The organism is Agromyces italicus DSM 16388, from assembly GCF_000421545.1.
GTDB classification, from domain to species: Bacteria; Actinomycetota; Actinomycetes; order Actinomycetales; family Microbacteriaceae; genus Agromyces; species Agromyces italicus.
This window is the reverse complement of the sequence record NZ_ATXF01000001.1, coordinates 21,763-48,202: the sequence shown is the minus strand read 5'-3', so window position 1 is coordinate 48,202 and position 26,440 is coordinate 21,763. Positions and strand designations below refer to the sequence as shown.

Below are 26,440 nucleotides of genomic sequence, written 5' to 3'. Positions count from 1 at the left end.
GAGAGCACTGATCGTCAGACGGTGGGATCGCGCCTGGGCTCGAGGCCGTAGAACCCGCGCTCGAACACCGCGCGGGCGCGCCGGGTGAGCTGAAGGTAGTCGTGCTCGAGCCGGGTCGCCGAGCCGGCGGGGTAACCCATGATGCGCGCGACGCCCTCGAGCTGAGAACGCTCGACGGGCAGCACGTCGGTCGTGCGGTCGAGCCACAGCGTCAGCGCCGATCTGGCGCGGGAGGCGAATACCCAGGCGGCGCGCAGGGTATCGGCGTCGTCGGTCTCGATGAGCCCGGCCTCGGTCGCCGCTTCGAGGGCCACGAGGGTCGAGGTCGTGCGCAGCGCCGCGATCTCGGCGGCGTGCTGGAGTTGCACGAGCTGCACGAACCACTCGACGTCGGAGATCGACCCGCGACCGAGCTTCAGGTGCCGGGTGGGGTCGGCGCCCTGAGGCAGCCGCTCGTTCTCGACGCGGGCTTTGATGCGCTTGACCTCGCGTACCGCCTGCTCGGCGATCTCGGTCGGGTAGCGCACAGTGTCGGCGAGTTCGGTGAAGTCGGCGACGAGGGCCGAGTCGCCCGCGACGCCGCGAGCGCGCAAGAGGGCCTGCGCCTCCCACGTGAGCGACCAGCGGGAGTAGTAGGCCCGGTACGCGTCGAACGAGCGGGCGACGACCCCGTTGCGCCCCTCGGGGCGGAGGTCGGCGTCGAGGTCGAAGGGAAGCCGTGCGTCCTCGGAGAGGCGCACGAGCTCGCTCACGATGCGAAGGGCTCGTGAATGCGCGGCGTCGGCCTCGGCGCCCTGCTGCCGGTATACGTAGATGATGTCGGCGTCGGAGCCGATACCGAGCTCTCGCCCGCCGAAACGGCCCATGCCGATCACCGCGAACTCGATGCCGTCGGGCCCCTCGCCGCGAATCGCCGACACCAGCGCGGCGATGTGGTTCTCCGTGAGATCACTGAGTCCGTGGCCCAGTTCTTCGACGGTGCAGACGTCGAGGATTCCCGCGAGGGAGAGCCGCAGCATCTCGCGCCGACGGATCGCGCGGAAGATCTTCGCGGCGTCGTCGGTCTCGCCGTGCCGGCGGAGGACGGCGCGGGTCTCGTCCTGAAGCGCCGCGAGCGAACGCGGCCGCAACTCCTCGAGGTCTTCGAGCCAGGCGACGGCCTCGGGGGCGCGTTCGAGGAGCTCGGCCGCGTAGCGGGAGCCGGAGAGCACCCGGGTGAGGCGGAGCGCGGCGTCAGACGAATCGCGCAGGAGCCTGAGGTACCAGTGCGTCGTGCCGAGCGTGTCGCTCAGGCGACGGAACGAGAGCAGCCCGAAGTCGGGATCGGTGCCCTCGGCGAACCAGGAGATCAGGACGGGCATGAGATGCCGCTGGATCGTCGCACGGCGTGAGAGGCCCGTGGTGAGCGCAGCGATGTGCGCGAGGGCCCCGCGCGGGTCGCTGAACCCGATCGCGGCGAGACGCGCCTCGGCCTGGGCACTCGTGAGCTCGAGGCCCGACGCGGGCAACGCGGCGACCGCCGAGAGCAGCGGGCGGTAGAAGAGACGCTGGTGGAGCCCACGCACGCGCTGCCGGGTCGACTGCCACACCCGGGTGAGCTCGGCCGCGTCGCGGCCGAGCCCCGAAGCCCGGGCGAGCACTCGAAGCCGGTCGGCGTCGCGGGGCATGAGATGGGTTCGGCGCAGGCGTTCGAGCTGCAGCCGGTGCTCGAGCACGCGGAGCACGCGATAGTCGCGCGAGAACTCCCCCGCCTCCTCACGACCGACGTACCCGCCGTCGGCGAGGGCGGTGAGCGCCGGCAGAGTGCCGGCCTGGCGGATCGAGTCGTCGCTCGCCCCGTGCACGAGCTGCAGCAGCTGCACCGTGAACTCGATGTCACGGAGTCCACCCGGGCCGAGCTTCACCTGCACGTCGACCTCGTCGGCCGGGATGTGCTCGGTGACCCGCTCGCGCATGCGCTGCACCGACTCGACGAAGCCCTCGCGGCTCGAGCTCGACCAGACCATCGGTGCCACGCCGGCCGTGTAACGGGCACCGAGCTCGAGGTCGCCGGCGAGCGGACGCGCCTTCAGCAGCGCCTGGAACTCCCAGCTCTTCGCCCAGCGCTCGTAGTACTGGAGGTGCGAGTCGAGGGTGCGCACGAGCGCGCCGTCCTTGCCCTCGGGGCGAAGGTTCGGGTCGACCTCCCAGAGTGGCGGCTCGATGCCGGGCTCGCCGATGAGGCGCATCGCGACCATCGCGAGGCGCGTCGCGATCTCGACCGCGCGCGGCGTGACCACGACGGCATCGTCGGCCGACTCGGCGACGAAGATGACATCGACGTCGCTGACGTAGTTCAGTTCGCGTGCGCCGGCCTTGCCCATGCCGATGATCGCGAGCCGTGTCGAGGCGACCTCGTCCGCGGGATACCGGCCGGGCGCGGCGGGGGCACCCTCCCCGCGGGAGATGATCCGGCGTGCGCCGGCGACCGCCGCATCGAGCACCGCGCCCGCGAGGTCGGCGAGGCCTGCGGCGACGACGTCGACGGCGTCGACGGCATCGTGGCGGGTGAGGTCGTACACCGCGACGCCGGCGAGCAGTCGACGATACCGCGCACGAATCGCGGCGGCGACGGCATCGGGATCGGCTGCGGCCTCGCTCGGAAGTTCGTCGACCGCTGCGAGGAGGAGTGCCCGGGACTCGGCCGACGACGGCGGCGGCATCGGCACGGCCTGCAGCAGCGCGAGGTCGGCGGGATGCCGGCTCAGGAACTCGGCGAGCCCGCGTGAGGCTCCCACGAGTCGCGTCAGACGTTCGGCGGCCGCCGGTTCGGCGAGCACCGCGACGAGCTCGGCGGGGGCACGGTCATGGAGGCGTTCGAGCTCTGCGAGGGCCGAGTCGGGGTCGGCGGCGCTGCCGAGCGCCTCGAGCAGCGCCTCGCCGTCGAGGCCGGTCGCTTGCGAGAGCCGGCCGAGACCGGCCGACGCCCGATCGAGATCATCGAAGCCCGCCCGCGCGAGCCGACCGAGCATCGGCGCCTGTCGAGACACGTCGCGGTCAGAGAATCTCGAGGTTGCGTTGCAACTCGAACGGCGTGACCTGCGAGCGATAGTCGCGCCACTCGGCCCGCTTGTTCGCGAGCACGTAGTTGTAGACCTGCTCGCCGAGCGTCTCGGCGACCAGTTCGGAAGTCTCCATGTACTCGATGGCGTGGTCGAGGCTTGCGGGCAGCGGGCTGTAGCCGAGCGCGCGGCGCTCACTGTCGGTGAGCGCCCACACGTCGTCTTCGGCCTCGGGCGGCAGCTCGTAGCCCTCTTCGATCCCCTTCATTCCCGCGGCCAGCAGCAGCGAGAACGCGAGATACGGGTTCGCTGCCGAGTCGATCGCGCGGTACTCGACCCGAGCACTCTGGCCCTTGTTGGGCTTGTAGAGCGGCACGCGCACGAGCGCCGAGCGGTTGTTGTGACCCCAACAGATGAAGCTCGGCGCCTCCGCGAGCTTGTCAGGCCCGACCCCGCCCCACAACCGCTTGTACGAGTTCACGAACTGGTTCGTCACCGCGGAGATCTCCGACGCATGGCGCAGGAGTCCCGCGATGAACTGGCGGCCGATCTTCGAGAGCTGGTACTGCGCACCGGGCTCGTAGAAGGCATTCGCGTCGCCCTCGAACAATGACAAATGGGTGTGCATGCCGCTTCCGGGCTGCAGCGCGAACGGCTTCGGCATGAACGTCGCGTAGACGCCCTGCTCGATCGCGACCTCTTTGACGACCGTGCGGAACGTCATGATGTTGTCGGCGGTGGTCAGCGCGTCGGCGTAGCGGAGGTCGATCTCGTTCTGGCCTGGTCCGGCCTCGTGGTGGCTGAACTCGACCGAGATGCCGAGGTCTTCGAGCATGCGCACCGAACGGCGCCGGAAGTCGTGCGCCGTGCCCCCGGGCACGTTGTCGAAGTAGCCGGCCGAGTCGACCGGCTCGGGGCCCGCCTCGCCGTACTTCGACGAGCGCAGCAGATAGAACTCGATCTCGGGATGCGTGTAGAACGTGAAGCCCCGGTCGGCGGCCCGTGCGAGCGTGCGCTTCAGCACGTTGCGAGGGTCGGAGACCGCCGGCTCTCCGTCGGGCGTCGTGATGTCGCAGAACATGCGGCCCGTCGGGTCGATGTCGCCGCGCCACGGGAGCGTCTGGAACGTCGACGGATCGGGGTACGCCAGCAGGTCGGACTCGTACGTGCGACTGAGACCCTCGATCGCCGAGCCGTCGAATCCGATGCCCTCGGTGAACGCGCCCTCGACCTCGGCCGGTGCGATCGCGACCGATTTCAGGGTGCCGACGACGTCGGTGAACCAGAGCCTGACGAACTTGACGCCCCGCTCCTCGATCGTGCGAAGAACGAAGTCACGCTGCTTATCCATCCACACCCTCTCTCGCACCCTCCAGCGTACTGGCTCGCACTCGCTTCGCCGCGACGCGCCGTGGGCGGTTGCCCCGACGGCGTGTGCGAGGATGGCGACATGTCAGGCGAGCCCCAGACCGCAGCATCCGACGACCAGCCGGTCGAGCAGAACCCGTACGGGGGCGCGCCGTCGCCGGGTGCACCGAAGCGGGTGCGCACGCGGCACTTCCAGAATGCGAAGCGCGACGGAATCAAGATCACCGGCCTCACGAGCTACGACCAGCTCACGGCTCGCATCTTCGACGAAGCCGGCATCGACTTCCTCCTCGTCGGCGACTCGGCCGGCAACAACGTGCTCGGCTACGAGACCACCCTTCCCGTCACGGTCGACGAGCTGATCCCGTTGACGCGCGCCGTCGCGGGCGCCGTCAAGCGCGCCTTCGTCGTCGCGGACATGCCGTTCGGCTCCTACGAGAACGGCCCCGAAGACGCGCTGCACACCGCGGTGCGCTTCATGAAGGAGACCGGCGCCCACGCCGTCAAGCTCGAGGGCGGTGAGCGCAGCCACAAGCAGATCCGCCGCATCGTCGGAGCGGGCATCCCGGTCATGGCGCACATCGGCTACACCCCGCAGAGCGAGCACGGCCTCGGCGGCCACGTCATCCAGGGGCGTGGCGAGGGCGTCAGGCAACTCCTCGCCGATGCGAAGGCCGTGCAAGATGCCGGTGCCTTCGCCGTGGTGCTCGAAATGGTTCCGGCGGACGCGGCGCGCCAGGTCACCGAGCTGCTCGACATCCCGACGATCAGTGTCGGTGCGGGCCCGCACACCGACGGTCAGCTGCTCGTCTGGACCGACTGGGCCGGTCTCACGATCGGGCGCGTACCGAAGTTCGTCAAGCAGTACGCCGACCTCTCGGGCATTCTCGCGAACGCCGCCAAGGCGTGGCGCGACGATGTCGAGTCGGGCGGCTACCCGAACGCCGAACACTCCTACGAGTAGTGCCCTGGGCGCGGGCGCCGCTCAGCGCTCCTCGGCGTCCTCCTCGGCCCATTTCGCGCTGTTCGCACGGAGGATCTCGAGCGCACGCTCGGCCTCCGCGCGCGTCTCGAACGGGCCGACGCGATCCACCGACGGCGAGACGAATCCGTGCTCGACCTCGCCGGTCTTGAGGTTGTACCAGTACCGGTGCTCGATGTCCTCGGCCATAGGCTGATCCTATGCCCAAGGACGCCTCCGGCCACCTGATCCCCGGCCGACTGTCACCGAATCGCGCCGTCCCGGCGTCGATCCCCCGCCCCGAGTACGTCGGTCGCACCTCCCCCGCCCCGAACCGCGACGGCGACCGCTACTCCCCCGACGAGATCGAGCGCATCCGGGCCGCCGGACGTGTCGCGGCGGGCGCGATCGAAGCCGCTTCCGCGGCGATCAGGCCGGGCGTCACGACCGACGAGCTCGATCGCATCGCGCACGAGTACGTCGTCGCGCACGGTGCCTACCCGTCGACGCTCGGCTACCGCGGGTACCCGAAGTCGAGCTGCACCTCGGTCAACGAGGTCATCTGCCACGGCATCCCCGACGACACCGTGCTCGCCGACGGCGACCTCGTGAACATCGACGTGACCGCGTTCCTCGACGGCATGCACGGCGACCTCAACCACACCTTCCTCGTCGGCGAGGCGAACGACGCGGCCGCCCTCCTCGTCGAGCGCACGCGCGAGGCGCTTGCGCGTGGCATCCGCGCCGTCGCACCCGGCCGTCGGGTGAACGTCATCGGGCGCGCGATCGAGGCGTACGCGAAGCGCTTCGGGTACGGGGTGGTGCGCGACTACACCGGGCACGGCGTGGGGCGCGCGTTCCACACGGGGCTCGTGATCCCCCACTTCGACGACCCCGACGCCACGACCGTGATCGAGCCCGGCATGGTGTTCACGATCGAGCCGATGCTGACCGTCGGGTCGATCGAGGCAGACGTGTGGGCCGACGACTGGACGGTCGTCACCCGCGACCGCTCACTCACCGCCCAGTTCGAGCACACCCTCGTCGTCACCGAGCGCGGCACCGAGATTCTCACGCTGCCCTGAGCCCAGGCGCTCGAGCCGGCCGCTCGGGCTAGGGTGAATCGCATGAGCACGGAACTCGCGATCGGCATCGACATCGGCGGCACGGGCATCAAGGGGGCCGTCGTCGATCTCCGTTCCGGCGCGCTCGTCTCCCCGCGAATCAAGGTGAAGACGCCCGAAGGAGGCCGACCCGACGACATCCTCGCGGCGACCGACGAACTGCTCACGAGGCTCGCCGCCGACTTCGACGATTCCCTCCCCCTCGGGGTCTGCTTCCCCTCGATCGTGAAGCACGGGCGGACGCTCTCGGCCGCGAACATCTCGCGCGAATGGATCGGCCTTCCCGCGGAAGAGCTGTTCGAGCAGGCCTTCGGCCGCGAGATCCACTTCATCAACGACGCGGATGCCGCCGGCTACGCCGAATCGCGCTACGGCGCGGCGGTCGACGCCGATGGGCTCGTGATCCTCACCACGCTCGGCACCGGGATCGGCTCGGCGTTCCTCTACGACGGCGTGCTCGTGCCGAACTCCGAGCTCGGGCACCTCGAGCTCGACGGGCTCGAATCCGAGAAGCGCGCCGCCTACTCGGCGATGGAGCGGGAGGGGCTCGATTGGTCGCAGTGGGCCGTGCGGCTTCAGCGCTTCTACGCGCACGTCGAGTTCATCTTCTCGCCCGACCTGTTCGTCGTCGGCGGCGGCGTCTCGAAGTTCCACGGGGAGTTCCTGCCGCTGCTCGAGCTGAAGACCCCGATCGTGCCGGCGATGCATCGCAACAACGCAGGGCTCCTCGGCGCCGCTTCGCTCGCGGCGAAGTAGGACGCCGGGGCGCGCCGAGCGCCGCTGAAGCGCCGTTCGGTGCGAGCGGGCCGGCTGATACGCCGGGTTCTGTTCACCGGGCGCTTGCGCGACACCGGCTGGACGGCCATCTCTCTCGGGGGCACGTTGCCGTGACCCTCCAGCGGCCTACCCGGGAACGGGACGGGCAGCCCCATCGTTCCCTGTCTGGCCTTGCTCCGGACGAGGTTTACCGAGCCGATCGCGTCACCGCGACCGCTGGTGGGCTCTTACCCCACCGTTTCACCCTTACCCGGCGCTTGCGCACCGGGCGGTCTGCTTTCTGTGGCACTGTCTCGCGGGTTGCCCCGGGTGGGTGTTACCCACCGTCCTGCCCTGTGGAGCCCGGACGTTCCTCGGCGCACGATCGAGACCGTGCGACGCGACCGTCTTGCCGACCCACTCGCCCCTGAAGTCTAGCGTCAGAGACCCGACTCGTCGGTGCGCACGAGAATGCGGTCGCACTCGGGGCACTGCACCACGTCGTCGTGCGCGGCGCGGCGCACCTGCTCGAGGTCGGAGCCCGTGAGGGTGATCGTGCAGCCGCCGCAGGTGCGCTGGCGCAGGAGGGCCGCACCGACGCCGGCACCCCGGGCGCGCCGCTGCTCGTAGAAGGCGAGCAGTTCGGCGGGGACGCCGGCGGCGACGACCTCGCGGTCGCGTTCGGTCTGCTCGCGCTCGACGGCGAGCGTGCCGGCCGCCTCGTCGCGCTCGGCCTCGAGCGCGGTCACCTCGGTGACGATCGCGGCGCGCTGGAGGTCGATGCTCGACACGGCGACCTCGGCCTCCTCGACGCGCTCCATGACGACGAGCTCCTGGTCCTCGAGGTCCGAGCGGCGCTTCGCGAGCGACGCGAGCTCGGCCTCGAGCGCGGTGACGTCCTTCACCGAGGAGGTGTGCTGGAGCCGCTCGCTGTCGCGGGCCATCCTCGCCTCGACGAGCGCGACGTCGGACTCGAGCCGCGCGAGTTCGGCCTTCGCGTCTTCGAGCGTGCCGATCGCCTCGGCGCGGGTGCCGCGCACGGCGGAATCGCGCTGCCCGAGCTCGGCCAGCGGAGCGGTCTGCGGCAGTGAGCCGAGGCGGTGCGCGAGCTGCGCGACCCGGGTGTCGATCGACTGCAGGCGCAGGAGTTCCTGCTGCTCGGCGGGGCTGGCCTTCACGTGTTGCTCCTCGTGGGGGTCGGGGTGGGAGTCATCATTGCACGACCTGGAAATCCCAGGGGTCGGTGCGGATCTCGCTGACGGCGACCTCGACACCGGGCAGCGCCGCGCGCAGCTCGGCGGCGGCGGTGTCGAGCCAGAGCCATTCGCTCGCCCAGTGCGAGACGTCGACGAGCGCGGGGCCGCCGCCGAGCAGTGCCTGTTCGCGCGCTTCGGAGGCGGGGTGGTGCCGGAGGTCGGCGGTGACGTAGACGTCGGCGGCACGGACGAGCGGGTGGCCGAGGAGCGAGTCGCCGGCGCCGCCGCACACGGCGACGGTCTCGACCGGATCGTCGAAGCCGCCGGCGACGCGCACCCCCGTCGCGGTCGGCGGCAGCACCTCGGCGAGGTGGCGGACGAGCCGGCCCAGGGTGGTCGGCTCGGCGAGCCGGCCCACCCGGCCGATGCCGGTGGCACCGTCGTCGGATGCCTCGATCGGCCGCGGCGCGACGAGTCCGAGCCGCTCGGCGAGGACCGCGGAGGTGCCGGTCGCGACGACGTCCGCGTTCGTGTGCGCGGAGAGCAGCGCACTGCCGCCACGGATGAGCTTCGCGAGCAGCGCACCCTTGTAACGGTCTTCGGCGATGCTCGTGACGCCGCGGAGGAGCAGCGGGTGGTGCGCGATCAGGAGATCGGCGCCCTGCTCGACGGCCTCGTCGACCGTCGCGGCGACGGCGTCGACGGCGAGCAGGATGCGGTGGACGGGAGAATCGAGCGCCCCGGAGACGAGCCCCGAGGCATCCCACGGCTCGGTGCCCGAGGCCGGCCAGAGTCGTTCGGTGACGGCGAGGACATCGGCGAGTTGCTGGGGCACCCGTCCAGCCTAGCGTCGGGCCCTTCCGCCGACTCGACGAATGAACGACGGAACCGACGACGTGGGCCCTGCCGGGCTCGAACCGACGACATCCACGGTGTAAACGTGGCGCTCTACCAACTGAGCTAAAGGCCCGTCGCGTGTGCGACGCATCCGCAATGCTATCGCGGGGGCGGCACCCGACGGGCACCGCCGGCCCGCTCAGCCCGGCCGCAACGCGGTGAGTGCCTCGCGGTACTGCTCGATCGAGCGCGGCTCACCGGGCGGCGTCGCGAACGCCGCGCGGATCACGCCACCCTGGTCGATCACGAAGCTCGCACGAGCCGCGTGGCCGCGTTCCTCGATGAACACGTCGTACGCCCTGGCGACCGCGCCGTGGGGCCAGAAGTCGGCGAGCAGCGCGAAACCGTATCCCTGGTCCTCCGCCCAGGCGCGCAGCGCGAACTTCGAGTCGACCGAGATGCCGACGAGGTGCACGCCGGCATCCTCGAACAGCGAGATCTCGTCGCGCAACGCGCACAGCTCGCCTTGGCAGGTGCGCGAGAAGGCCAGCGGGAAGAAGACGAGCACGACCGCCTTCTCGGCGCGGAGCGCCGCGAGAGCCACCGTGCGGCCGTGCTGGTCGGCGAGTTCGAGGTCGGGGGCGAGGCTCCCGATGGGCAGCGGCATCCGTGCTCTTCTCTCGTTGCGCTCATGCAGCGGACTCTTGTCGGAACACTGAGTGTAGTCACAGTCGAGTGGGCCGAAACGTTGTGTGAATGTCACTAGTATGGCGAAGTGTGATCGGTCGAAACCCGGCCGTTCGTCGTGCGCGCAGCACCCCGCGCGCGGCAGATCAGCCGTAGAGAAAGGTCGAGTGTGACTGTCAACGACCAGGATCCGTACTCCGTCGAGGCGATGGACGCCGATCCCGAGGAGACGAGCGAGTGGGCCGAATCCCTCGATGCGCTCGTCGCCGAGAAGGGCCACCAGCGCGGGCGTGAGATCATGCTCAGCCTGCTGAAGCGTTCGAAGGAGCTCCACCTCGGCGTGCCGATGGTGCCGACGACCGACTACCTGAACACGATCGCGCCCGAGAACGAGCCCGCGTTCCCTGGCAACGAAGATATCGAGCGCCGCTACCGCGCCTGGCTTCGCTGGAACGCCGCCATCCTCGTGCACCGCGCGCAGCGCCCCGGCATCTCCGTCGGCGGCCACATCTCGACCTATGCCGGCGCGGCGTCGCTCTACGAGGTCGGACTGAACCACTTCTTCCGCGGCCAGGATCACCCCGGCGGCGGCGACCAGATCTTCTTCCAGGGCCATGCCTCCCCCGGCATGTACGCCCGCGCCTTCCTCGAGGGGCGTCTCGACGGCAACGACCTCGACGGCTTCCGCCAGGAGAAGTCTCGTGCGCCGCACGGCCTCTCGAGCTACCCGCACCCGCGTCTGATGCCCGAGTTCTGGCAGTTCCCGACCGTGTCGATGGGCCTCGGCCCGATCAATGCGATCTACCAGGCCCAGCTCAACAAGTACCTCACCAACCGCGGCATCAAGGATGCCTCGGACCAGCAGGTCTGGGCGTTCCTCGGGGACGGCGAGATGGACGAGGTCGAGAGCCGCGGCCAGCTCCAGGTCGCCGCGAACGAGGGTCTCGACAACCTGAACTTCGTCATCAACTGCAATCTGCAGCGCCTCGACGGCCCGGTCCGCGGCAACGGCAAGATCATCCAGGAGCTCGAGAGCTTCTTCCGCGGTGCCGGCTGGAACGTCATCAAGGTCGTGTGGGGCCGCGAATGGGACGACCTGCTCGCGCGCGACCACGACGGCGCGCTCCGCAACCTGATGAACGTCACACCCGACGGCGACTACCAGACGTACAAGACCGAGTCTGGCGCGTACGTGCGCGAGAACTTCTTCGGTCGCGACCCGCGCGCCCTCGAGCTCGTCTCGCACCTCAGCGACGACGAGGTCTGGGGCCTCAAGCGCGGCGGCCACGACTACCGCAAGATCTACGCGGCGTTCAAGGCGGCCACCGAGCACAAGGGCCAGCCCACGGTCATCCTGGCGAAGACCATCAAGGGGTACGGCCTCGGCAAGTCCTTCGAGGGGCGCAATGCGACGCACCAGATGAAGAAGATGACGCTCGACAACCTCAAGACCTTCCGCGACGAGATGCGCATCCCGATCTCCGACGCGCAGCTCGAGGAGAACCCCTACCTGCCGCCGTACTACCACCCCGGTCAGGGCGACGAGGCGATCCAGTACCTGCAGGAGCGGCGTCGCGAGCTCGGCGGCTACACGCCCGAGCGCCGCTCGACGCATGTGGCCCTGAACCTGCCCGACGACTCGGTCTACGCGATCGCGAAGAAGGGCTCGGGCACGCAGGAGATCGCGACCACGATGGCCTTCGTGCGCCTCCTGAAGGACCTGATCCGTTCGAAGGACTTCGGCCACCGCATCGTGCCGATCATTCCCGACGAAGCGCGCACCTTCGGCATCGACGCGTTCTTCCCGACCGCGAAGATCTACAACCCGAACGGCCAGCACTACACCTCGGTCGACCGCGAACTGCTGCTCGCCTACAAAGAGAGCCCGCAGGGGCAGATCATCCACGTGGGCATCAACGAGGCCGGCGCCTTCGCGGCGTTCACGAACGTCGGCACCTCGTACGCGACGCAGGGCGAGCCGCTGATCCCGGTGTACGTCTTCTATTCGATGTTCGGGTTCCAGCGCACGGGCGACGCGATGTGGGCGGCAGGCGACCAGATGGCACGCGGCTTCATCATCGGCGCCACGGCGGGCCGCACCACCCTCACGGGCGAGGGCCTCCAGCACGCCGACGGCCACTCGCCGCTGCTCGCGTCGACCAACCCCGCGGTCGTGTCGTACGACCCCGCCTACGGCTACGAGATCGGGCACATCATGCGCGCCGGCCTCGAGCGGATGTACGGCGGAAACCACGCCGACCCGAACGTCATGTACTACCTCACGGTGTACAACGAGCCGATCGTGCAGCCCGCCGAGCCCGAGGGGGTCGATGTCGAGGGTCTCCTCCGCGGCATCCACCGCCTCTCGGAGTCGACGGCCGCCGGGCCGAAGGCCCAGCTCCTCGCCTCCGGCGTCGCCGTGCCGTGGATCGTCGAGGCGCAGCAGCTCCTCGCGGACGACTGGGGCGTGTCGGCCGACGTGTGGTCGGTCACGAGCTGGTCGGAGCTGCGCCGCGACGGCCTCGCCGCCGAGGAGCACAACTTCCTGAATCCCGATGCCGAGCGTCGCGTCTCTTACCTGACGCAGAAGCTCGCGGGCGCCCGCGGCCCGTTCGTCGCCGTCTCCGACTACATGCACGCGGTGCCCGACCAGGTGCGCGCCTACGTGCCCGGCCAGTACGCGACGCTCGGCGCCGACGACTTCGGATTCTCCGACACGCGTCCGGCGGCGCGCCGCTTCTTCAAGATCGACGGCCCCTCGGTGGTGGTCCGCACCCTCGAGCTCCTCGCCGAGCGCGGCGAGGTCGACCGGGCGCTGCCCGCGCAGGCGATCGAGAAGTACCGTCTGCACGAGGTGAACGCCGGCACGACCGGCTCGGCCGGCGGCGAGAGCTAGCGGGCGACGAGGTGGCGACGAAACCGAAGACGAAGGCGGAGACGCTCGCGTGGTTACGGACCATCGCGGGCGAACTCGCGACCGCGACGCTCAAGCGACTCGAAGACACGTTGCCGTGGTACGGCGACATGCCTCCGAGCCGCCGCTCCGCGGTCGGTCTCGTCGCCCAGGCAGGCATCTCCTCGTTCATCGCGTGGTTCGACGACCCTCGATCGACGCCCTGGATCGCCGCCGACGTGTTCGGCGCGGCTCCTCGTGAGCTGCTGCGGTCGGTGAGCCTCCAGCAGACGCTGCAGCTCATCAGGGTGACGGTCGAGGTCGTCGAAGACCGCGTGAAGGACGGCGGCGAACCGCTCCGCGAGGCGATACTGCTCTACTCGCGCGAGATCGCCTTCGCCGCGGCCGACGTCTACGCGCGTGCCGCCGAGGCGCGCGGCCTCTGGGACGCGCGGCTCGAGGCGCTCGTCGTCGACTCGATCCTCTCGGGCGAGGCCGACGACGAGTTGCCGAGCCGCATCGCCGCCCTCGGCTGGCACGGGCACGGCGAGGTCGCCGTGCTCGTCGGCACCGCGCCGAAGCAGCTCGACGTCGACCACGTGCGACGCGCGGCACGCCACATGCACGCAGATGTCCTCATCGGCGTGCAGGGCAATCGCCTCGTGCTGGTGATCGGCCGGGCCGACCCGCTCGCCCGCGAGACCGAGGAGTCGATCGGCACCGCACCGGCCCTGACGTTCATGGAGATCGCCGCGCAGCTCGAACCGCATTTCGGCCAGGGACATCTCGTTCTTGGGCACGCGGTGCCGAACCTCGTCGATGCGTCGAAGAGCGCCAAGGCGGCCCTGGCGGGCTTCGCCGTCGCACGATCGTGGCGCAACGCGCCGCGGCCGGTTCACGCCGACGACCTGCTCCCCGAGCGGGCACTCGCCGGCGACCCTCTCGCACGGGCGACTCTCGTGCACCGCATCTACCGCCCGCTGCGGGCGCACTCGACCGAACTGCTCACGACGTTGTGGAGCTATCTCGACAACGGTCGATCACTCGAGGCGACGGCGCGCGAGCTGTTCGTGCACCCGAACACCGTGAGGTACCGCCTGAAGCGCGTCTCCGATGTGATCGGGTGGGATGCCACGGGCGCCCGCGAGGCACTCATCCTCCAGTCGGCGCTCATCATCGGTTCGATGAGCGATCACGAGCACGGCGCCCCGCGTCGGCCCTGATCACGGCGCCGACGGAGCGTTCACGCGCGTCTCGACGTCACGCTGTGCCGTCGACACAAGGGTTTCGCGAAGAGCTTGTAGCGTGTGCACACCACTCGGGCGCCGGTGATTGGCAGACTGGGGTGGTGATCGTCGTCGTCTGCCCTGGACAGGGCTCTCAGACCCCCGGATTCCTCGCCCCCTGGCTCGACGTGCCCGGCTACGCCGAGCGCCTCGACGGCTTCTCCACCGCCGCGGGCCTCGATCTGGCCGCGCACGGCACCGTCAGCGACGCCGACACGATCCGCGACACCTCGGTCGCCCAGCCGCTCATCGTCGCGGCCGGTCTGCTCACGCTCGGCAGCCTGCTCGCCGACGGTCGCGCTGCGCGCATCGGCGGTATCGCGGGCCACTCGGTCGGCGAGATCACCGCCGCGGCCGGCGCGGGGGTGCTCAGCGACGCCGACGCGATCGGCTTCGTCGCCGAACGCGGGCGCTCCATGGCGGATGCCGCGGCGCAGGTCGCGACCGGCATGAGCGCCGTCATCGGGGCCGACGAGGCAGAACTTCTCGCGCGCCTCGCCGAGCTCGGGCTCGAGCCGGCGAACTTCAACGGCGGCGGCCAGATCGTCGTCGCGGGCGCACTCGATGCGCTCGATGAGCTGCGGGCCGAGCCGCCGGCCGGGGCTCGGGTCATCCCGCTGCAAGTCGCCGGCGCCTTCCACACCCACTACATGCAGCCCGCGGTCGAGCGTCTCGCGCAGCGCGCCGCGACGCTCGCGCCCGCCGACCCCGGTCTGCCGCTGTGGACCAACCGCGACGGCGGCCGCGTGACATCCGGTGCGACCTTCCTCGAACTGCTCGTCGGACAGGTCTCCTCGCCCGTCCGTTGGGATCGCTGCATGGAGTCCTTCGCCGCGGCCGGGGTGACCGGCATCATCGAGCTCGTGCCGGCCGGAGCGCTCGTCGGGCTCGCGAAGCGCGCCCTCAAGGGCGTGCCCACCGTCGCCGTGAAGACTCCCGACGACCTCGCCGCCGCGATCGAGCTCATCGATCAGGCCGCCTGACCCCTCATCACGAGAAAGCCGAGCATGACGAGACCAACGCTCCAGCAGTCGCACGGACCCGCGTACACCCGCATCTACGCCCTCGGCGCAGCCCGTGGCGAGAACGCGGTGCCGAACGAAGAGCTCATCGGGCCGATCAACTCCTCCGACGAGTGGATCCAGCAGCGCACCGGCATCATCACCCGCGCCCGTGCCGGGGCCGAGGTGTCGGCACTCGATCTCGCGACCGAGGCCGCGAAGGAGGCGATCGAGCGCTCGGGCGTCGCGCCCGAGCTCATCGACCTCGTCATCGTCGCGACGATCTCGAACGTGCAGCAGACCCCGTCGATGGCCGCGGTCGTCGCCGACCGGGTGGGCGCGAATCCCGCAGCGGCCTACGACAGCAACGCCGCGTGCGCGGGTTACGCCTACGCGGTCGCCCAGGCCGACGCCCTGATCCGCACCGGCGGTGCGCACTACGCCCTCGTGATCGGCGCCGAGAAGCTCTCGGACGTCGTCGACCCGACCGATCGGAGCATCTCGTTCCTGCTCGGCGACGGCGCCGGCGCGGCGGTCATCGGCCCGAGCGACACGCCCGGGATCGCCCGAACGGTGTGGGGCTCCGACGGTTCGAAGGCGGCTGCGGTCGGCATGAACGGCACGCTCGTCGAGTTCCGTGACGGCACCGCCGAGTGGCCGACCCTGCGCCAGGAGGGCCAGACAGTCTTCCGCTGGGCCGTCTGGGACATGGCGAAGGTCGCGAAGCAGGCACTGGATGCCGCCGGCGTCACGGGCGCCGACCTCGCCGCCTTCATCCCCCATCAGGCGAACATGCGCATCATCGACGAGTTCGCGAAGCAGTTGAAGCTGCCCGATTCCGTCGTCATCGCCCGTGACATCGCGACGACCGGCAACACCTCGGCGGCATCGATCCCGCTCGCGACGCACCGTCTGCTCGAAGAGCATCCTGAACTTTCCGGGGGCCTCGCCCTCCAGATCGGCTTCGGCGCGGGCCTCGTGTTCGGCGCCCAAGTGGTGGTTCTCCCCTGAACCGCCGACCCCTGTCCATCTAGACTGTCTCTCGGTCAAAACGAGACACCCCTCAAGGAGAAGAACCATGGCATTGTCCACCGAAGAAGTGCTTGCCGGCCTGGCCGAGCTCATCAACGACGAGACCGGCATCGCAACCGACACGGTTGAGCTGGACAAGTCGTTCACCGACGACCTCGACATCGACTCGATCTCGATGATGACCATCGTCGTCAACGCCGAAGAGAAGTTCGACGTGAAGATCCCCGACGAAGAGGTCAAGAACCTCAAGACCGTCGGTGACGCCGTCAGCTTCATCGTCAAGGCCCAGGCCTAGTCGCCGCGACGAGCGGGCCGCGGCTTCGCCCGGCCCGCTCGATCCGTTTCCTTCGCCTTCCTCCCCGGAGTGTTTTCGTCATGACCAAAAAGATCGTCATCACGGGTATCGGTGCGACCTCGCCCATCGGCGGCACCGCTCGTGACAGCTGGAACGCGCTGCTCGCCGGCGAATCCGGCGCCCGTGCCCTGGAGCACGACTGGGTTGCCGAGCTCGAACTGCCCGTGACCTTCGCGGCGACCGCCAAGGTCCCCGCCTCCGAGGTGCTCGAGCGTCACGAGATGAAGCGTCTCGATCCCTCGAGCCAGTTCGCCCTCATCGCCGGCCGTGAGGCCTGGGCCGACGCAGGTGCCCCTGAGGTCGAGCCCGAGCGGCTCGCCGTCGACTGGGCGACCGGCATCGGCGGCGTCTGGACGCTGCTCGACGCATGGGACACGCTGCGTGAGCGCGGCCCCCGTCGCGTGCTGCCCATGACCGTGCCGATGCTCATGCCGAACGGCCCCGGCGCGGCGGTCGGCATGGACCTGCACGCTCGCGCCGGCATCCGCACCGTCGTCTCGGCGTGCGCATCGAGCACCGAATCGTTGGTCAACGCCTACAACCAGTTGCAGGCGGGCGAGGCCGACGTCGTCATCGCCGGCGGCTCCGAGGCGGCGATCCACCCGATCACCATCGCCTCGTTCGCGTCGATGCAGGCGCTCTCGAAGCGCAACGACGACCCGGCGACCGCCTCGCGTCCGTACGATGTCAGCCGCGACGGCTTCGTGATGGGCGAGGGCGCCGCTGCGCTCGTCGTCGAAACCGAGGAGCACGCCAAGGCGCGCGGCGCTCGCATCTACGCCGAGCTGCTCGGCGGCGCCGTCACGAGCGACGCTTACCACATCACCGCACCCGATCCTTCGGGTCTCGGCGCCTCGCGAGCGATGCGAGCGACCCTCGCGTCAGCCGGTCTCACTCCGGGTGATGTCGCCCACGTCAACGTGCACGCGACGAGCACCCCGGTCGGTGACATCGCCGAGTACACGGCCCTCCGCGCGGTCTTCGGCGAACACCTCGACCGCATCGCGATCAGCGCGACGAAGGCCTCGACCGGGCACCTTCTCGGCGGCGCAGGGGCGATCGAGGCGATGTTCACGGTGCTCGCGCTGCACGAGCGCACCGCTCCCCCGACGATCAACGTCACCGAGCTCGACCCGGAGATCCCGCTCGACGTGGTGCGCGAGCCGCGCACGCTCGCCGACGGCGAGCTCGTCGCGATCTCGAACTCGTTCGGGTTCGGCGGGCACAACGCGGTCGTCGGGTTCCGTTCGGTCTGACGCCGGCTACGCGTGGCGAAGGTCCCGGTGCGTCTCGCACCGGGACCTTCGTCGTCGTCGGGCCGGCTGCTTCACTCGTACGGCCGCCGGGGACTGGTCCATCCGACCTCCGCGTCGCGCCGCAGCGGGCCCTCGGTTCCTCACCCCACCTGGTGCAGCCAGACGACAGGGGCGAAGTCGCTCGCATGCCGGAACGGCTCGAGTTCGTCATCCCACGCCTGGCCGAGTGCGAGCCGCAGTTCTCGGTGCACCTCGAGCGCGTCGAGCCCGCCGACCTCGAGGGCATAGCGGATGCGATCCTCAGGGATCACGGTGTTGCCCGCCGCATCGGTCTGCGCGAAGAAGACGCCGAGTTCGGGCGTGTGCATCCACCTCGCGCCGTCGTTGCCGGGCGTCGGGTCCTCGCTCACCTCGAATCGCAGCTGCTCCCAGCCGCGCAGCGCCGAGGCGATCTTGGCGCCGGTGCCGGGTTCGCCCTCCCAGAAGAACTCGGCGCGCATGGCGCCGCGAAGCACGGGTTGCTCCTGCCAATCGAAGTTCACGGGTACGCCGAGCGCACGCCCCGCGGCCCACTCGACATGCGGACAGAGCGCCCGCGACGAGGAGTGCACGAACAGCACGCCACGCGCGGTGCGTGCGGCCCGCACGACCGTCTCTGCCATCTCCTTCTCCGTTCTGCTGAGGTGCGTCTTCCCCTACGACCTCGGAACGGCGGGTGGCCGGATGTTCGATTGTGTGCGACAAGCGCCGCATCGCCGATTATGCCCCGGATCAGGGCGGTTCACAAGGTTGCGCGCCGATCCGGTGCGCTGCGACGTCTCGTGCGCCGCGAACACTATGCTCGGTGAGGTATTCGAACGTTCGAGAGGAGACCCGATGGCCGTCAGGGAAGCCCTCCTCGCCATCCTGCTCGCCGCGCCGGCGTATGGCTTCCAACTCCACGGCGCCCTCGCGACGAGAACGGGTGGCCGGCGCCGCGTCAACGTCGGGCAGAGCTACGCGACGCTCGAACGCGCCTCGAAGGCCGGCCTCATCGAATCGGCCGGCGCCACGGCCGACGGGCTGCCCCTGCATCGCCTCACCGAGGCGGGCGCACGCGTCGCACGCGCCTGGCTCGATGGCGCGGATGCTTCGGGCGCAGATCCTTGGGACGAGACGGTCGACCGTGTGCTGATCGCAGCCTCGCTGCCCGAGATCGACGAACGCCCGATCGTCACGGCGGAGCGCGAGCGGTGGAGGGCGCGACTTGCGGAGTCGGAAGCGCACGCGGCCGGCGGCGACCCCGGCACCCCCGCCGAACTCGCCCGGCTCGCAGCGGCGGCCGACGCCGCACGTGCCCGTGCCGCGATCGGCTGGCTCGAGGCCGGAGTGCTCGGCGCGGCACCGGGTGACTCGCTCGCGTTCGCCCCGACCCTCGAACGCCCACGCCGGGGCAGGCGTCCTGCGGCGGCGCCCGAGGATCCGACCACTCAGCCGTCGGCCATCGCGTAGCTGTCAACGATCGCGAGGTCGAGCGGGAAGTCGACCGGGAAGTCGCCGAAGAGCAGTCGGCCTGCGCCCTCGGCGCTCTCGCGTACGGCGACGGCGACCGCCTCGGCGTACTCGTTCGGGGTGTGCACGATGATCTCGTCGTGCAGGTAGTAGACGAGATGCGGCGCGGCGCTGAAGACCGGCCCGGATCGCTCGGCGGCCGGTGTCGTCGGCGGAACGCGGGCGAGGCGGGTGCGCAGCGCGGCCATCCAGCAGAGCGCCCACTCGGCAGCGCTGCCCTGCACGACGAAGTTGCGGGTGAACCTGCCCCAGTCGCGCGCGACGCTGCGGGCACGACGCTCGTCGGACGGCGTCGCGTCGGGCTCGCTCGCGCGGGCCTGCGCCGCGTGCCACGACGCGGGAGGGAAGGGTGAGGACCGGCCGAGGTTGGTGGTGACCTGTGCACCGCGCTCCCCCGTCGCGGCCGCCCGATCGACGAGCGCCATCGCTCGCGGGTAGGCGCGGGCGAGCCGCGGCACGAGCCGCCCGCTGTCACCCGTCGTGGCGCCGTACATCGCCCCGAGGATCGCGACCTTCGCCTGGTCGCGCGTCTCGACCACGCCGTCGTCGACGATTCCCCGGTAGATGTCGCGGCCGCGCGCAGCGGTCGCCATCGCCTCGTCGTGGGCGAGCGCGGCGAGCACCCGGGGCTCGAGCTGCGCTGCGTCGGCGACGACCAGCGACCAGCCCGGATCGGCCACCACTGCGGCGCGGACGATCTTCGGTAGCTGCAACGCTCCCCCGCCCGAGGTCGCCCAGCGCCCCGTGGCCGTGCCGCCCGGGACGTAGTCGGGACGGAACCGGCCGTCGGCGATCCACTCGTCGAGCCAGGCCCAGCCGTTGGCGCTCAGGAGACGCGCCGAGCGCTTGTAGGCGAGCAACGGGGCGATGGCGGGATGGTCGTGCTCGTGAAGCTCCCATTTCGCGGTGGAGTCGACTTGAATACCCGCGTTTCGAAGGGCGCGGAGCAACTCGGCCTGCGAGTCGAGGTTCACCGAGGTCTGCCCGAGTGCGCTGCGGACCTCGGTCGCGAGCACCGCCATGCGCTCGGGCTTCCACCCCGGTTTCGGTCTCGGGCCGAGTTCGGCCTCGAGGATCCGCTCATGCACGTCTCGGCTCCACGGAAGACCCGCGGCCCGCATCTCGGCACCGATGAGTGCACCGGCCGACTCGGCGGCGAGGAGCAGGCGCATCGCGCGAGGCCTCGCGCTCCCGGCGGTCAGGCGCTCCTGCCGCCGATACTCCGCGACGATACCATCGAGTGGGACGGCCGAAGGGTCGGCGTCCGCGGCGGCTCCACGGCCGAGCCCGCCACCGAGGTCGAAGAGTGCCGTCGGCCCGCCTGCGTGCGGCGATGACGCCGTGCCGATCGTGCTCCCTGAGAGGGTCGGGGCGGCGGCGAGCCATCCGGGCCGTTCTCGCTCGCTCTCGCGGGGCTCGCGCGCATCTGCCGAGCCCTCGAGGATGGCCCCGCAGAGCAATAGGTCATGGCAGCGCTCGACGCGCAGCCCGGCGCGGAGCAGGATCGGATACCAGTGTCGGGTGTCGCTCCACACCCACCGGGGCCCGGCCGCCTCCAGTGCCGCAGCGCGAGACGGCAGCTCGGCCAGCCCGATCACCTCGGCGCTCGCGCCGGGGTCGTCGAGGTCGACGAGGGCGACCCGGTCGCCCTCGTCCGCTCCGACAGCGATCCGCACGGCTCCATTCTCGAGGTCGCCGCCGACATCGGTTGTCGGAGGCGTGGACGAGACTCGTGGTCATGACGAACGATGGGAGCTCGATGTGGTCGCCGTGAGATTCCGTTGCGGTCACGGGGCCCAGGACGACGAGGCGCACCTCATCGGCCGATCCTGCCCCCTCTGCATGCTCATCGCCGAGACCCAGCGCTCGCGGGGCGAGCTCCTTCGTCGAGCATCCCCACCCCAGCGCACCCGACTCATGATGGAGACGCGCATCGGCGCCGAGTACGAGTGGCGATGCGACCGCGGGCATGATCGGTACCGGGCGACCGTCGCCGAGCAGCTCACGGGCACCGGCTGCGGGAAGTGCCGGGCCAACGCCCACGCGCCCGCGGCACTCCGAGATGCCGGCGTCGCCTTCATGAACCCGGGTCTGCGCACCCGCACCTCGATGACCGAGCAGAAGCTGCGGATGCTGCTCGGAGAGCGCATCCGGCTCCACCACCGTGTCAACGCCGTTCGGGTGGCCCGCGCCTTCTTCGGCCGAACTGAGGTCTGGCCCGACATCATCGTGCCGCAGCTCCGCATCGCGATCGAGTACGACGACCCGGGCCGCTCGCGCCGGGCGCACGTCTGGCTGAAAGAGGCCTCCGACCTCGAGAAGGACGAGGCGCTCGGCGAGGTCGGGTGGCGAGTCATCCGTGTTCGCGCTGGCGGGCTCGGTCCGCTCGGTCCGACGAGCGTCGTCTGCTCGCGCCTCACGAGCGAGGTCGCCGACGAGGTGATCGCGATGATGCGACGCATTCGCGGCGACGCTTCCGTCGACGCGATCGTGCTCCCGATCGTCGATCCGGCTTTGTTCCACGACGACTCCGTCTGCTAGGAATGGATCGCCCCTCCCGACGAAACGATTGGACCCAACGATGAGTTCCCCCACACTTCAGACCGAATCGGAAGCACAGAGCGACTACGCGGCGGTGGGAGGCGCCCCGGCGATCAGCGCCGTGGTCGACCGCTTCTACGAGTTGGTGCTCGGCGACGATCGACTCGCGCACTACTTCGACGGCATCGAACTCGTCCGTCTCAAGCGACACCAGGTCGCACTCGTCTCGACCGTCATGGGCGGCCCCGTCGTCTACGAGGGGCGCGATCTGCGCAAGGCGCACGCCGGCATGGGCATCTCGGCCGACGACTTCGCGGCCGTCGCCGGTCACCTCGTGGCCGCGCTGACCGGTGCGGGCGTGCCTGCCGAGATCATCGATCGGACGGTGGCGGCGGTCGCCGCCACCCAGCCCGACATCGTCGAGGCCGCTTCGACGCACGAGTGATCGCTTGGACACCGCGGCTCTGAAGCGCACGTGGTCGTCGGCGGAGACGCTCGGCGACGAGGTGCCGCTCTTCTTCTACTCGCACCTCTTCTACACGCACCCTGAGCTGCGGGCGATGTTCCCGGTGTCGATGGCGACCCAGCGCGACCGACTCGTCGGCGCGCTGGGTCGCATCGTCTCGAACGTCGACCAGCTCGATGAGGTGACCGCGTTCATCCAGCAACTCGGCAGGGATCACCGGCGGTTCCAGGTGATCGCGGAGCACTACGACGCCGTGGGCCTCTCGCTGCTGACGACGCTGAAGCACTTCCTCGGTGATCAGTGGACCCCGGAGCTCGCGTCCGACTGGGCCGCCGCGTACGGTGTGATCGCCACCGTCATGGTGCAGGCCGCCGAGGAGTCGGAACAGGTCAGTCCGGCCTCCTGGGAGGGCCATGTCACGGCGATCGAACGCCGAAACATGGAGGTGGCGATCGTGCACGTTCGCCCCGAACCCGAGCTGGTCTTCGAACCCGGTCAATCGGTGGCGGTCGAAACGCCGCAGGCGCCCCGCCTCTGGCGCTACCTCAGCATCGCGAACGCGCCGCGGCCCGACGGGACGCTCGAGTTCCACGTGCAGCTCGTGCCGGGCGGTCAAGTGTCGAGCGCGATCGTCCGAAAACTCAAGGTCGGCGATGTGCTGCGCCTCGGCGCACCGGTCGGGCACGAACTGACTCTCGGCGCCGATGAGCACCACCGAGACCTCCTGCTGGTCGCAGGCGGCACCGGCTTCGCTCCCCTCCGCGCACACCTCGAGCGGATCGACGTGCAGTGGCAGGAGACCGGGGATGCTCCTCGCGTGCGCCTGTTCCACGGCGCGCGCGTGCCGTGGAATCTCTACGAACAGCGCCTGCTGCAGAGCCTCGCGGGTCGACCCTGGTTCACCTACACGCCCGTCGTCTCCGATGACCCGAGCTACCCGGGCCGCAAGGGGCTGGTCGGCGACGCGGCGGCGGAAGACGACTTCCGCGCTGGCGACCTCGCGATGGTCTGCGGCTCTCCGGCCATGGTCAAGCACTCGCTCGCACGACTCCGCGCTGCCGGTGTCGCCTCCGGCGATCTCCGCTTCGAGCAATTCGCGACGCTCGAGGAGGCGCCGCTGGAAGGCCCTCACGAAATCCAAGATGGGCAGCTGTCCCCACTGCCCGCCGAACGAATGGGAAGTGCCCGATGACTCCCGATCTTGAGAACGAGCCGCAGTCCAATTCAGTGCACGGCCCGACCACGGCTCCGATCCCGATCCCGACCCCGACCGTAACGCAACAGTCCGATCTTGCGACAGCCGTCGCCGGCCTCCCCAAGACCGACCCGGCCAGGTTCGCGGTCCGGCATATCGGAGCCGGGTACGACCGCGCCGAAGTCGACGCGTTCCTCGTCGGCCTGAACGAGGCGATCGACGCCGTCCGCTCCGCCGCAGAACAGGATCGCCGCGAACGCGACCAGCTGCGCGCAGAGCTTGCGCGACTCAGTGCCACAGCCGAAGCGAAGCTCGACGAAGACGTCACCCTCGGCGCAGTCGGTCTGCTATCGCAGGCGCAGACGATCGCCGACCGGGCCGTTGCAGATGCCGAGCAGTATGCGCGCGATCTCGTTCTCGCGGCCCGTGAGGAGTACCGCGACGTGCTCGAACGCGCCGCGCGGGCGGAGGATTCGCACGTTGCCGCCGGGAGCACGGGCGCGGGCCCCGTCGCCTCACCGCAGGCGGCGATGCCGGAGATCGAGTACGTGCGCACCTACGCGCGCGTCGCCCAGGTCCAACTGCGCTCGGTGCTCGAGGCGCTGGCCGAGCAGGTCGACCGGCTCGGCGCACTGCCGCAGTCGGCGGACGAGCCGGTCGCGCCCCCCGTCGTCGCCGACGACGACGCGACCGACGAGGAACCCGATTGGCTCCCGGCCGTGCCGCCCGAACCGACCGTGCAGCGTCAAACGTACATTCGGCCGTGATCTCGACGATCAACCGCCCGTAACGAACAGGCGGTGGCCCGATGGCGCCGGCCGGCCACTGCGGGGGTTTCGCCGGCGAGGCGCGCCCCCGTGACATCCACATTGAATTTCGGCGGCTGTGAATCGACTTCTTTGGACAGTCGACCGGCTGGAGGAATTGCCCACCCTCCGTGTGCGTATCTAGATCGACGAAATGAACGGAATTGCGATCCGCGGGTTCATGACTCGCGTCCGCGCGATCGACGAGCCGATGATCGAGACGACCAGGTGCCCGATGGTCAAGCCCCTGGACGTGGTGTAGCGGTCGGTGATCCTTCGAGCTGGTGTTGGTTAGGCGCTGAGTTCGAGGACGGGTTGGTCGGTCACCTCGTTTCCGGTGTCGGGAACGAGGTTGAGGCGTGACCGAGCGAGGACATCGAGTCCGAGGTAGCGGCGGCCTTCGGCCCATTCGTCGGTCTGCTCGGCCAGGACCGCGCCGACGAGGCGGATGATCGCGTCGCGGTTCGGGAAGATCCCGACGGCGTCGGTGCGGCGGCGGATCTCCTTGTTGAGCCGTTCGGCGGGGTTGTTGAACCAGATCTGCATCCACACGTCTTTCGGGTACGCGGTGAACGCGAGGACGTCCTCCCGCGCGTCAGCGAGGTGCTCGGCGACCTTCGGGAGTTTCTCGGTCACGTATTCCAGGAGGCGGTCTGAGTCGCCCCGGCGTGTCCGGAGGGCTGGTTTCTGGTGTCAGCCCGCTCGTTCGAGGGGTTGGGTCAGAGCGTAGCTGAACTGCTCGGCCTCGAGCGGCGTGAGGTCGTCGATCGAGCCGTGGATGCGCTCAGTGTTGAACCACTGCACCCAGCCGGCGGTCGCGACCTCGACCTGATCGACGTCGCGCCACGGGCCCTCGTGATGGATGAGTTCGGACTTGTAGAGCCCGATCTGCGACTCCGCGAGAGCATTGTCGTACGCATCACCGACAGACCCGACGGACGGGTCGATGCCCTCGTCGATGAGCCGATCGGTGAACGAAATCGACGTGTAGACCGACCCGGCATCCGTGTGATGCGTGAGCCCGGCGAAGCCGGTAGCGCCCTCGCGCCGCCGGGTCCAGAGCGCCATCTCGAGACAGTCCAGCACCAACGGGGTCGTCATGCTCGTCGCGGCACGCCAGCCGAGGATGCGGCGGGAGTGCGCGTCGAACACGAACGCGACGTACACCCACCCCGACCATGTCCACACGTAGGTGAAGTCGGCCACCCAGAGCTGATTCGTGCGGAACCTGGCGAAGTGCCGGTCCACGAGATCGGCCGGCCTGCTTTCCCTCGGATCGGCGTCGACCGGGTTCTTGCGCCGCCCCCGGACGACACCAGCGATCCCGAGCTCACGCATGAGCCGTTCCACCGTGCAGCGGGCGATGTCATGCCCCTCACGTCGCAACCGCAACCAGAGCTTTCGAGCGCCGAGCAGCCGCCGTTGCTTCTTCCACGTGGCCAGGATGATCGGCTTCCACCGCTCGTCCGAGACCTCCCGCGCCGACGGCTCCCGGTTCCGGGCGTCGTAGTAGCTCGATGGGGCGACCTTGCAACCGTGCTGGGTGAGCACGGCACAGATCGACTCGACACCCCACCGGAGCCCACCATCGGTGCGATCCTTGTGCTCGTCGATGAAGGCGACTATCGCAGGTGTGGCCGGTCGAGTTCGGCCGCGAAGAAAGCCGAGGCCGCCTTCAATATCTCGTTCGCCCGCCGCAACTCAGCGTTCTCCCGCTTCAGCTTCTTGATCTCTGCCTGCGCGTCGCTCGTGACACCGGGCCGCTGCCCGACATCGACCTGGACCCGGCGAATCCAGGTCCGGATCGTTTCGGGCGAGCCGATCCCGAGCATGCCCGCGACCGCGGTGATCGCCGCGTACTCGCTCGGATACTCGGACCGCACCTCGGCGACCATACGGACAGCGCGCTCACGAAGCTCACGCGGATACTTACTGGGACGTGCCATAAGACAGATCCTTCCAAGGAATTCTGCCTCCGGACACACCGGGGCGACTCAGCTGCACCAAGCTGCGGAGTTCACGAAGGTCTGAAACAGCAGGCTGCATAATTGTTCTGCTCGCTCTCAAGGTGGGCTGTTTGTTTAGACA

General features: G+C 69.8%; 23 protein-coding genes, 1 tRNA gene, 1 other RNA gene and 1 pseudogene. 14 read left to right on the top strand and 12 right to left on the bottom strand.

Annotated elements, in window-relative coordinates; translation table 11 throughout:
* Nucleotides 1-14 precede the first annotated feature (14 nt).
* Nucleotides 15-3,011, bottom strand: a complete 2,997-nt coding sequence (locus H516_RS0100235) for a bifunctional [glutamine synthetase] adenylyltransferase/[glutamine synthetase]-adenylyl-L-tyrosine phosphorylase (protein ID WP_022887719.1) — start codon at nt 3,009-3,011, stop codon at nt 15-17.
* Nucleotides 3,012-3,036: 25 nt separating this feature from the next.
* The gene (locus H516_RS0100230) at nt 3,037-4,392 is read right to left on the bottom strand and encodes a glutamine synthetase family protein (RefSeq protein WP_022887718.1); all 1,356 of its coding nucleotides are present in this window, start codon (nt 4,390-4,392) and stop codon (nt 3,037-3,039) included.
* Nucleotides 4,393-4,491: 99 nt separating this feature from the next.
* Between H516_RS0100230 and panB the strand changes: the two genes are divergently transcribed.
* On the top strand, nt 4,492-5,373 hold the full coding sequence (gene panB, locus H516_RS0100225) for a 3-methyl-2-oxobutanoate hydroxymethyltransferase (RefSeq protein WP_022887717.1): 882 nt from the start codon (nt 4,492-4,494) through the stop codon (nt 5,371-5,373).
* Between the two features lie 21 nt (nt 5,374-5,394).
* Here the strand turns inward: panB and H516_RS0100220 are convergent, their stop codons facing one another.
* Entirely contained in the window at nt 5,395-5,580 is a 186-nt protein-coding gene (locus H516_RS0100220) for an SPOR domain-containing protein (RefSeq protein WP_022887716.1), read from the bottom strand.
* An 11-nt stretch (nt 5,581-5,591) separates the two neighbouring features.
* On the opposite strand from H516_RS0100220, the gene map reads away from it, so the two are divergent.
* On the top strand, nt 5,592-6,455 hold the full coding sequence (map, locus tag H516_RS0100215; RefSeq protein ID WP_022887715.1) for a type I methionyl aminopeptidase: 864 nt from the start codon (nt 5,592-5,594) through the stop codon (nt 6,453-6,455).
* A gap of 42 nt (nt 6,456-6,497) precedes the next feature.
* Nucleotides 6,498-7,250: a polyphosphate--glucose phosphotransferase gene (ppgK, locus tag H516_RS0100210; RefSeq protein ID WP_022887714.1), complete on the top strand. Its 753-nt coding sequence runs from the start codon at nt 6,498-6,500 to the stop codon at nt 7,248-7,250.
* Nucleotides 7,251-7,292: 42 nt separating this feature from the next.
* Here the strand turns inward: ppgK and rnpB are convergent.
* The 5 genes from rnpB to H516_RS0100190 form a co-directional block, all read right to left on the bottom strand.
* Nucleotides 7,293-7,670: RNase P RNA component class A (rnpB, locus tag H516_RS21035), an RNA gene on the bottom strand.
* A 20-nt stretch (nt 7,671-7,690) separates the two neighbouring features.
* Nucleotides 7,691-8,428 (bottom strand): zinc ribbon domain-containing protein, encoded by a 738-nt coding sequence (locus H516_RS0100205; RefSeq protein ID WP_022887713.1) that lies wholly within the window; start codon nt 8,426-8,428, stop codon nt 7,691-7,693.
* Between the two features lie 34 nt (nt 8,429-8,462).
* Nucleotides 8,463-9,281, bottom strand: a complete 819-nt coding sequence (locus H516_RS0100200) for a Nif3-like dinuclear metal center hexameric protein (protein WP_022887712.1) — start codon at nt 9,279-9,281, stop codon at nt 8,463-8,465.
* Nucleotides 9,282-9,343: 62 nt separating this feature from the next.
* Nucleotides 9,344-9,416: transfer RNA gene (locus H516_RS0100195), tRNA-Val, on the bottom strand.
* Nucleotides 9,417-9,482: 66 nt separating this feature from the next.
* Nucleotides 9,483-9,950, bottom strand: coding sequence for a peroxiredoxin (locus tag H516_RS0100190; RefSeq protein WP_022887711.1), 468 nt, complete (start codon nt 9,948-9,950; stop codon nt 9,483-9,485).
* 189 nt (nt 9,951-10,139) lie between these two features.
* On the opposite strand from H516_RS0100190, the gene aceE reads away from it, so the two are divergent.
* The 6 genes from aceE (at nt 10,140) to H516_RS0100160 (ending at nt 17,793) form a co-directional block, all read left to right on the top strand.
* Nucleotides 10,140-12,866, top strand: a complete 2,727-nt coding sequence (aceE, locus tag H516_RS0100185) for a pyruvate dehydrogenase (acetyl-transferring), homodimeric type (RefSeq protein ID WP_022887710.1) — start codon at nt 10,140-10,142, stop codon at nt 12,864-12,866.
* 11 nt (nt 12,867-12,877) lie between these two features.
* Nucleotides 12,878-14,086 carry a PucR family transcriptional regulator gene (locus H516_RS17425; protein WP_022887709.1) on the top strand — a complete coding sequence of 403 codons (1,209 nt, stop codon included), beginning with the start codon at nt 12,878-12,880 and terminating at the stop codon, nt 14,084-14,086.
* Between the two features lie 125 nt (nt 14,087-14,211).
* Complete coding sequence (locus tag H516_RS0100175) at nt 14,212-15,132, top strand: ACP S-malonyltransferase (protein WP_026378240.1); 921 nt, start codon at nt 14,212-14,214, stop codon at nt 15,130-15,132.
* Between the two features lie 24 nt (nt 15,133-15,156).
* Nucleotides 15,157-16,161, top strand: a complete 1,005-nt coding sequence (locus tag H516_RS0100170) for a beta-ketoacyl-ACP synthase III (protein ID WP_022887707.1) — start codon at nt 15,157-15,159, stop codon at nt 16,159-16,161.
* Nucleotides 16,162-16,228: 67 nt separating this feature from the next.
* Complete coding sequence (locus tag H516_RS0100165) at nt 16,229-16,477, top strand: acyl carrier protein (protein ID WP_026378239.1); 249 nt, start codon at nt 16,229-16,231, stop codon at nt 16,475-16,477.
* Between the two features lie 80 nt (nt 16,478-16,557).
* Complete coding sequence (locus H516_RS0100160; RefSeq protein WP_022887706.1) at nt 16,558-17,793, top strand: beta-ketoacyl-[acyl-carrier-protein] synthase family protein; 1,236 nt, start codon at nt 16,558-16,560, stop codon at nt 17,791-17,793.
* A 140-nt stretch (nt 17,794-17,933) separates the two neighbouring features.
* On the opposite strand, the gene H516_RS0100155 is transcribed toward H516_RS0100160, so the two are convergent.
* Nucleotides 17,934-18,455, bottom strand: a complete 522-nt coding sequence (locus H516_RS0100155) for a DUF3145 domain-containing protein (RefSeq protein WP_022887705.1) — start codon at nt 18,453-18,455, stop codon at nt 17,934-17,936.
* Nucleotides 18,456-18,669: 214 nt separating this feature from the next.
* On the opposite strand from H516_RS0100155, the gene H516_RS17420 reads away from it, so the two are divergent.
* Nucleotides 18,670-19,284 carry a PadR family transcriptional regulator gene (locus tag H516_RS17420; RefSeq protein WP_022887704.1) on the top strand — a complete coding sequence of 205 codons (615 nt, stop codon included), beginning with the start codon at nt 18,670-18,672 and terminating at the stop codon, nt 19,282-19,284.
* Here H516_RS17420 and H516_RS0100145 read toward each other — a convergent pair.
* The gene (locus tag H516_RS0100145) at nt 19,263-21,020 is read right to left on the bottom strand and encodes a bifunctional 3'-5' exonuclease/DNA polymerase (protein ID WP_022887703.1); all 1,758 of its coding nucleotides are present in this window, start codon (nt 21,018-21,020) and stop codon (nt 19,263-19,265) included. The genes H516_RS17420 and H516_RS0100145 overlap by 22 nt on opposite strands.
* Before the next feature lie 85 nt (nt 21,021-21,105).
* Here H516_RS0100145 and H516_RS17415 point away from each other — a divergent pair, with 85 nt between their 5' ends.
* From H516_RS17415 to H516_RS0100125, 4 genes are read left to right on the top strand one after another with little or no spacing between them, the layout of a single operon-like run.
* Nucleotides 21,106-21,885, top strand: a complete 780-nt coding sequence (locus tag H516_RS17415) for a hypothetical protein (protein ID WP_157432102.1) — start codon at nt 21,106-21,108, stop codon at nt 21,883-21,885.
* 40 nt (nt 21,886-21,925) lie between these two features.
* On the top strand, nt 21,926-22,330 hold the full coding sequence (locus tag H516_RS0100135) for a group I truncated hemoglobin (RefSeq protein WP_022887701.1): 405 nt from the start codon (nt 21,926-21,928) through the stop codon (nt 22,328-22,330).
* Nucleotides 22,331-22,334: 4 nt separating this feature from the next.
* A complete protein-coding gene (locus H516_RS17410; RefSeq protein ID WP_022887700.1) occupies nt 22,335-23,543 on the top strand; it encodes a globin domain-containing protein in 1,209 nt (402 codons plus the stop codon).
* Nucleotides 23,540-24,313: a DivIVA domain-containing protein gene (locus tag H516_RS0100125; protein ID WP_157432101.1), complete on the top strand. Its 774-nt coding sequence runs from the start codon at nt 23,540-23,542 to the stop codon at nt 24,311-24,313. Before H516_RS17410 ends, H516_RS0100125 begins: the two co-directional genes overlap by 4 nt.
* Before the next feature lie 330 nt (nt 24,314-24,643).
* On the opposite strand, the pseudogene H516_RS0100115 reads toward H516_RS0100125, so the two are convergent.
* Both H516_RS0100115 and H516_RS0100110 read right to left on the bottom strand, forming a co-directional pair.
* Nucleotides 24,644-25,009, bottom strand: a pseudogene (locus tag H516_RS0100115) (transposase); the annotation flags it as partial.
* A 36-nt stretch (nt 25,010-25,045) separates the two neighbouring features.
* A protein-coding gene (locus H516_RS0100110) for an IS3 family transposase (protein ID WP_157432100.1) occupies nt 25,046-26,298 on the bottom strand; the annotation gives its coding sequence in 2 pieces (ribosomal slippage) (nt 25,046-26,016 and nt 26,016-26,298; 1,254 coding nt in all).
* Nucleotides 26,299-26,440: the final 142 nt, after the last annotated feature.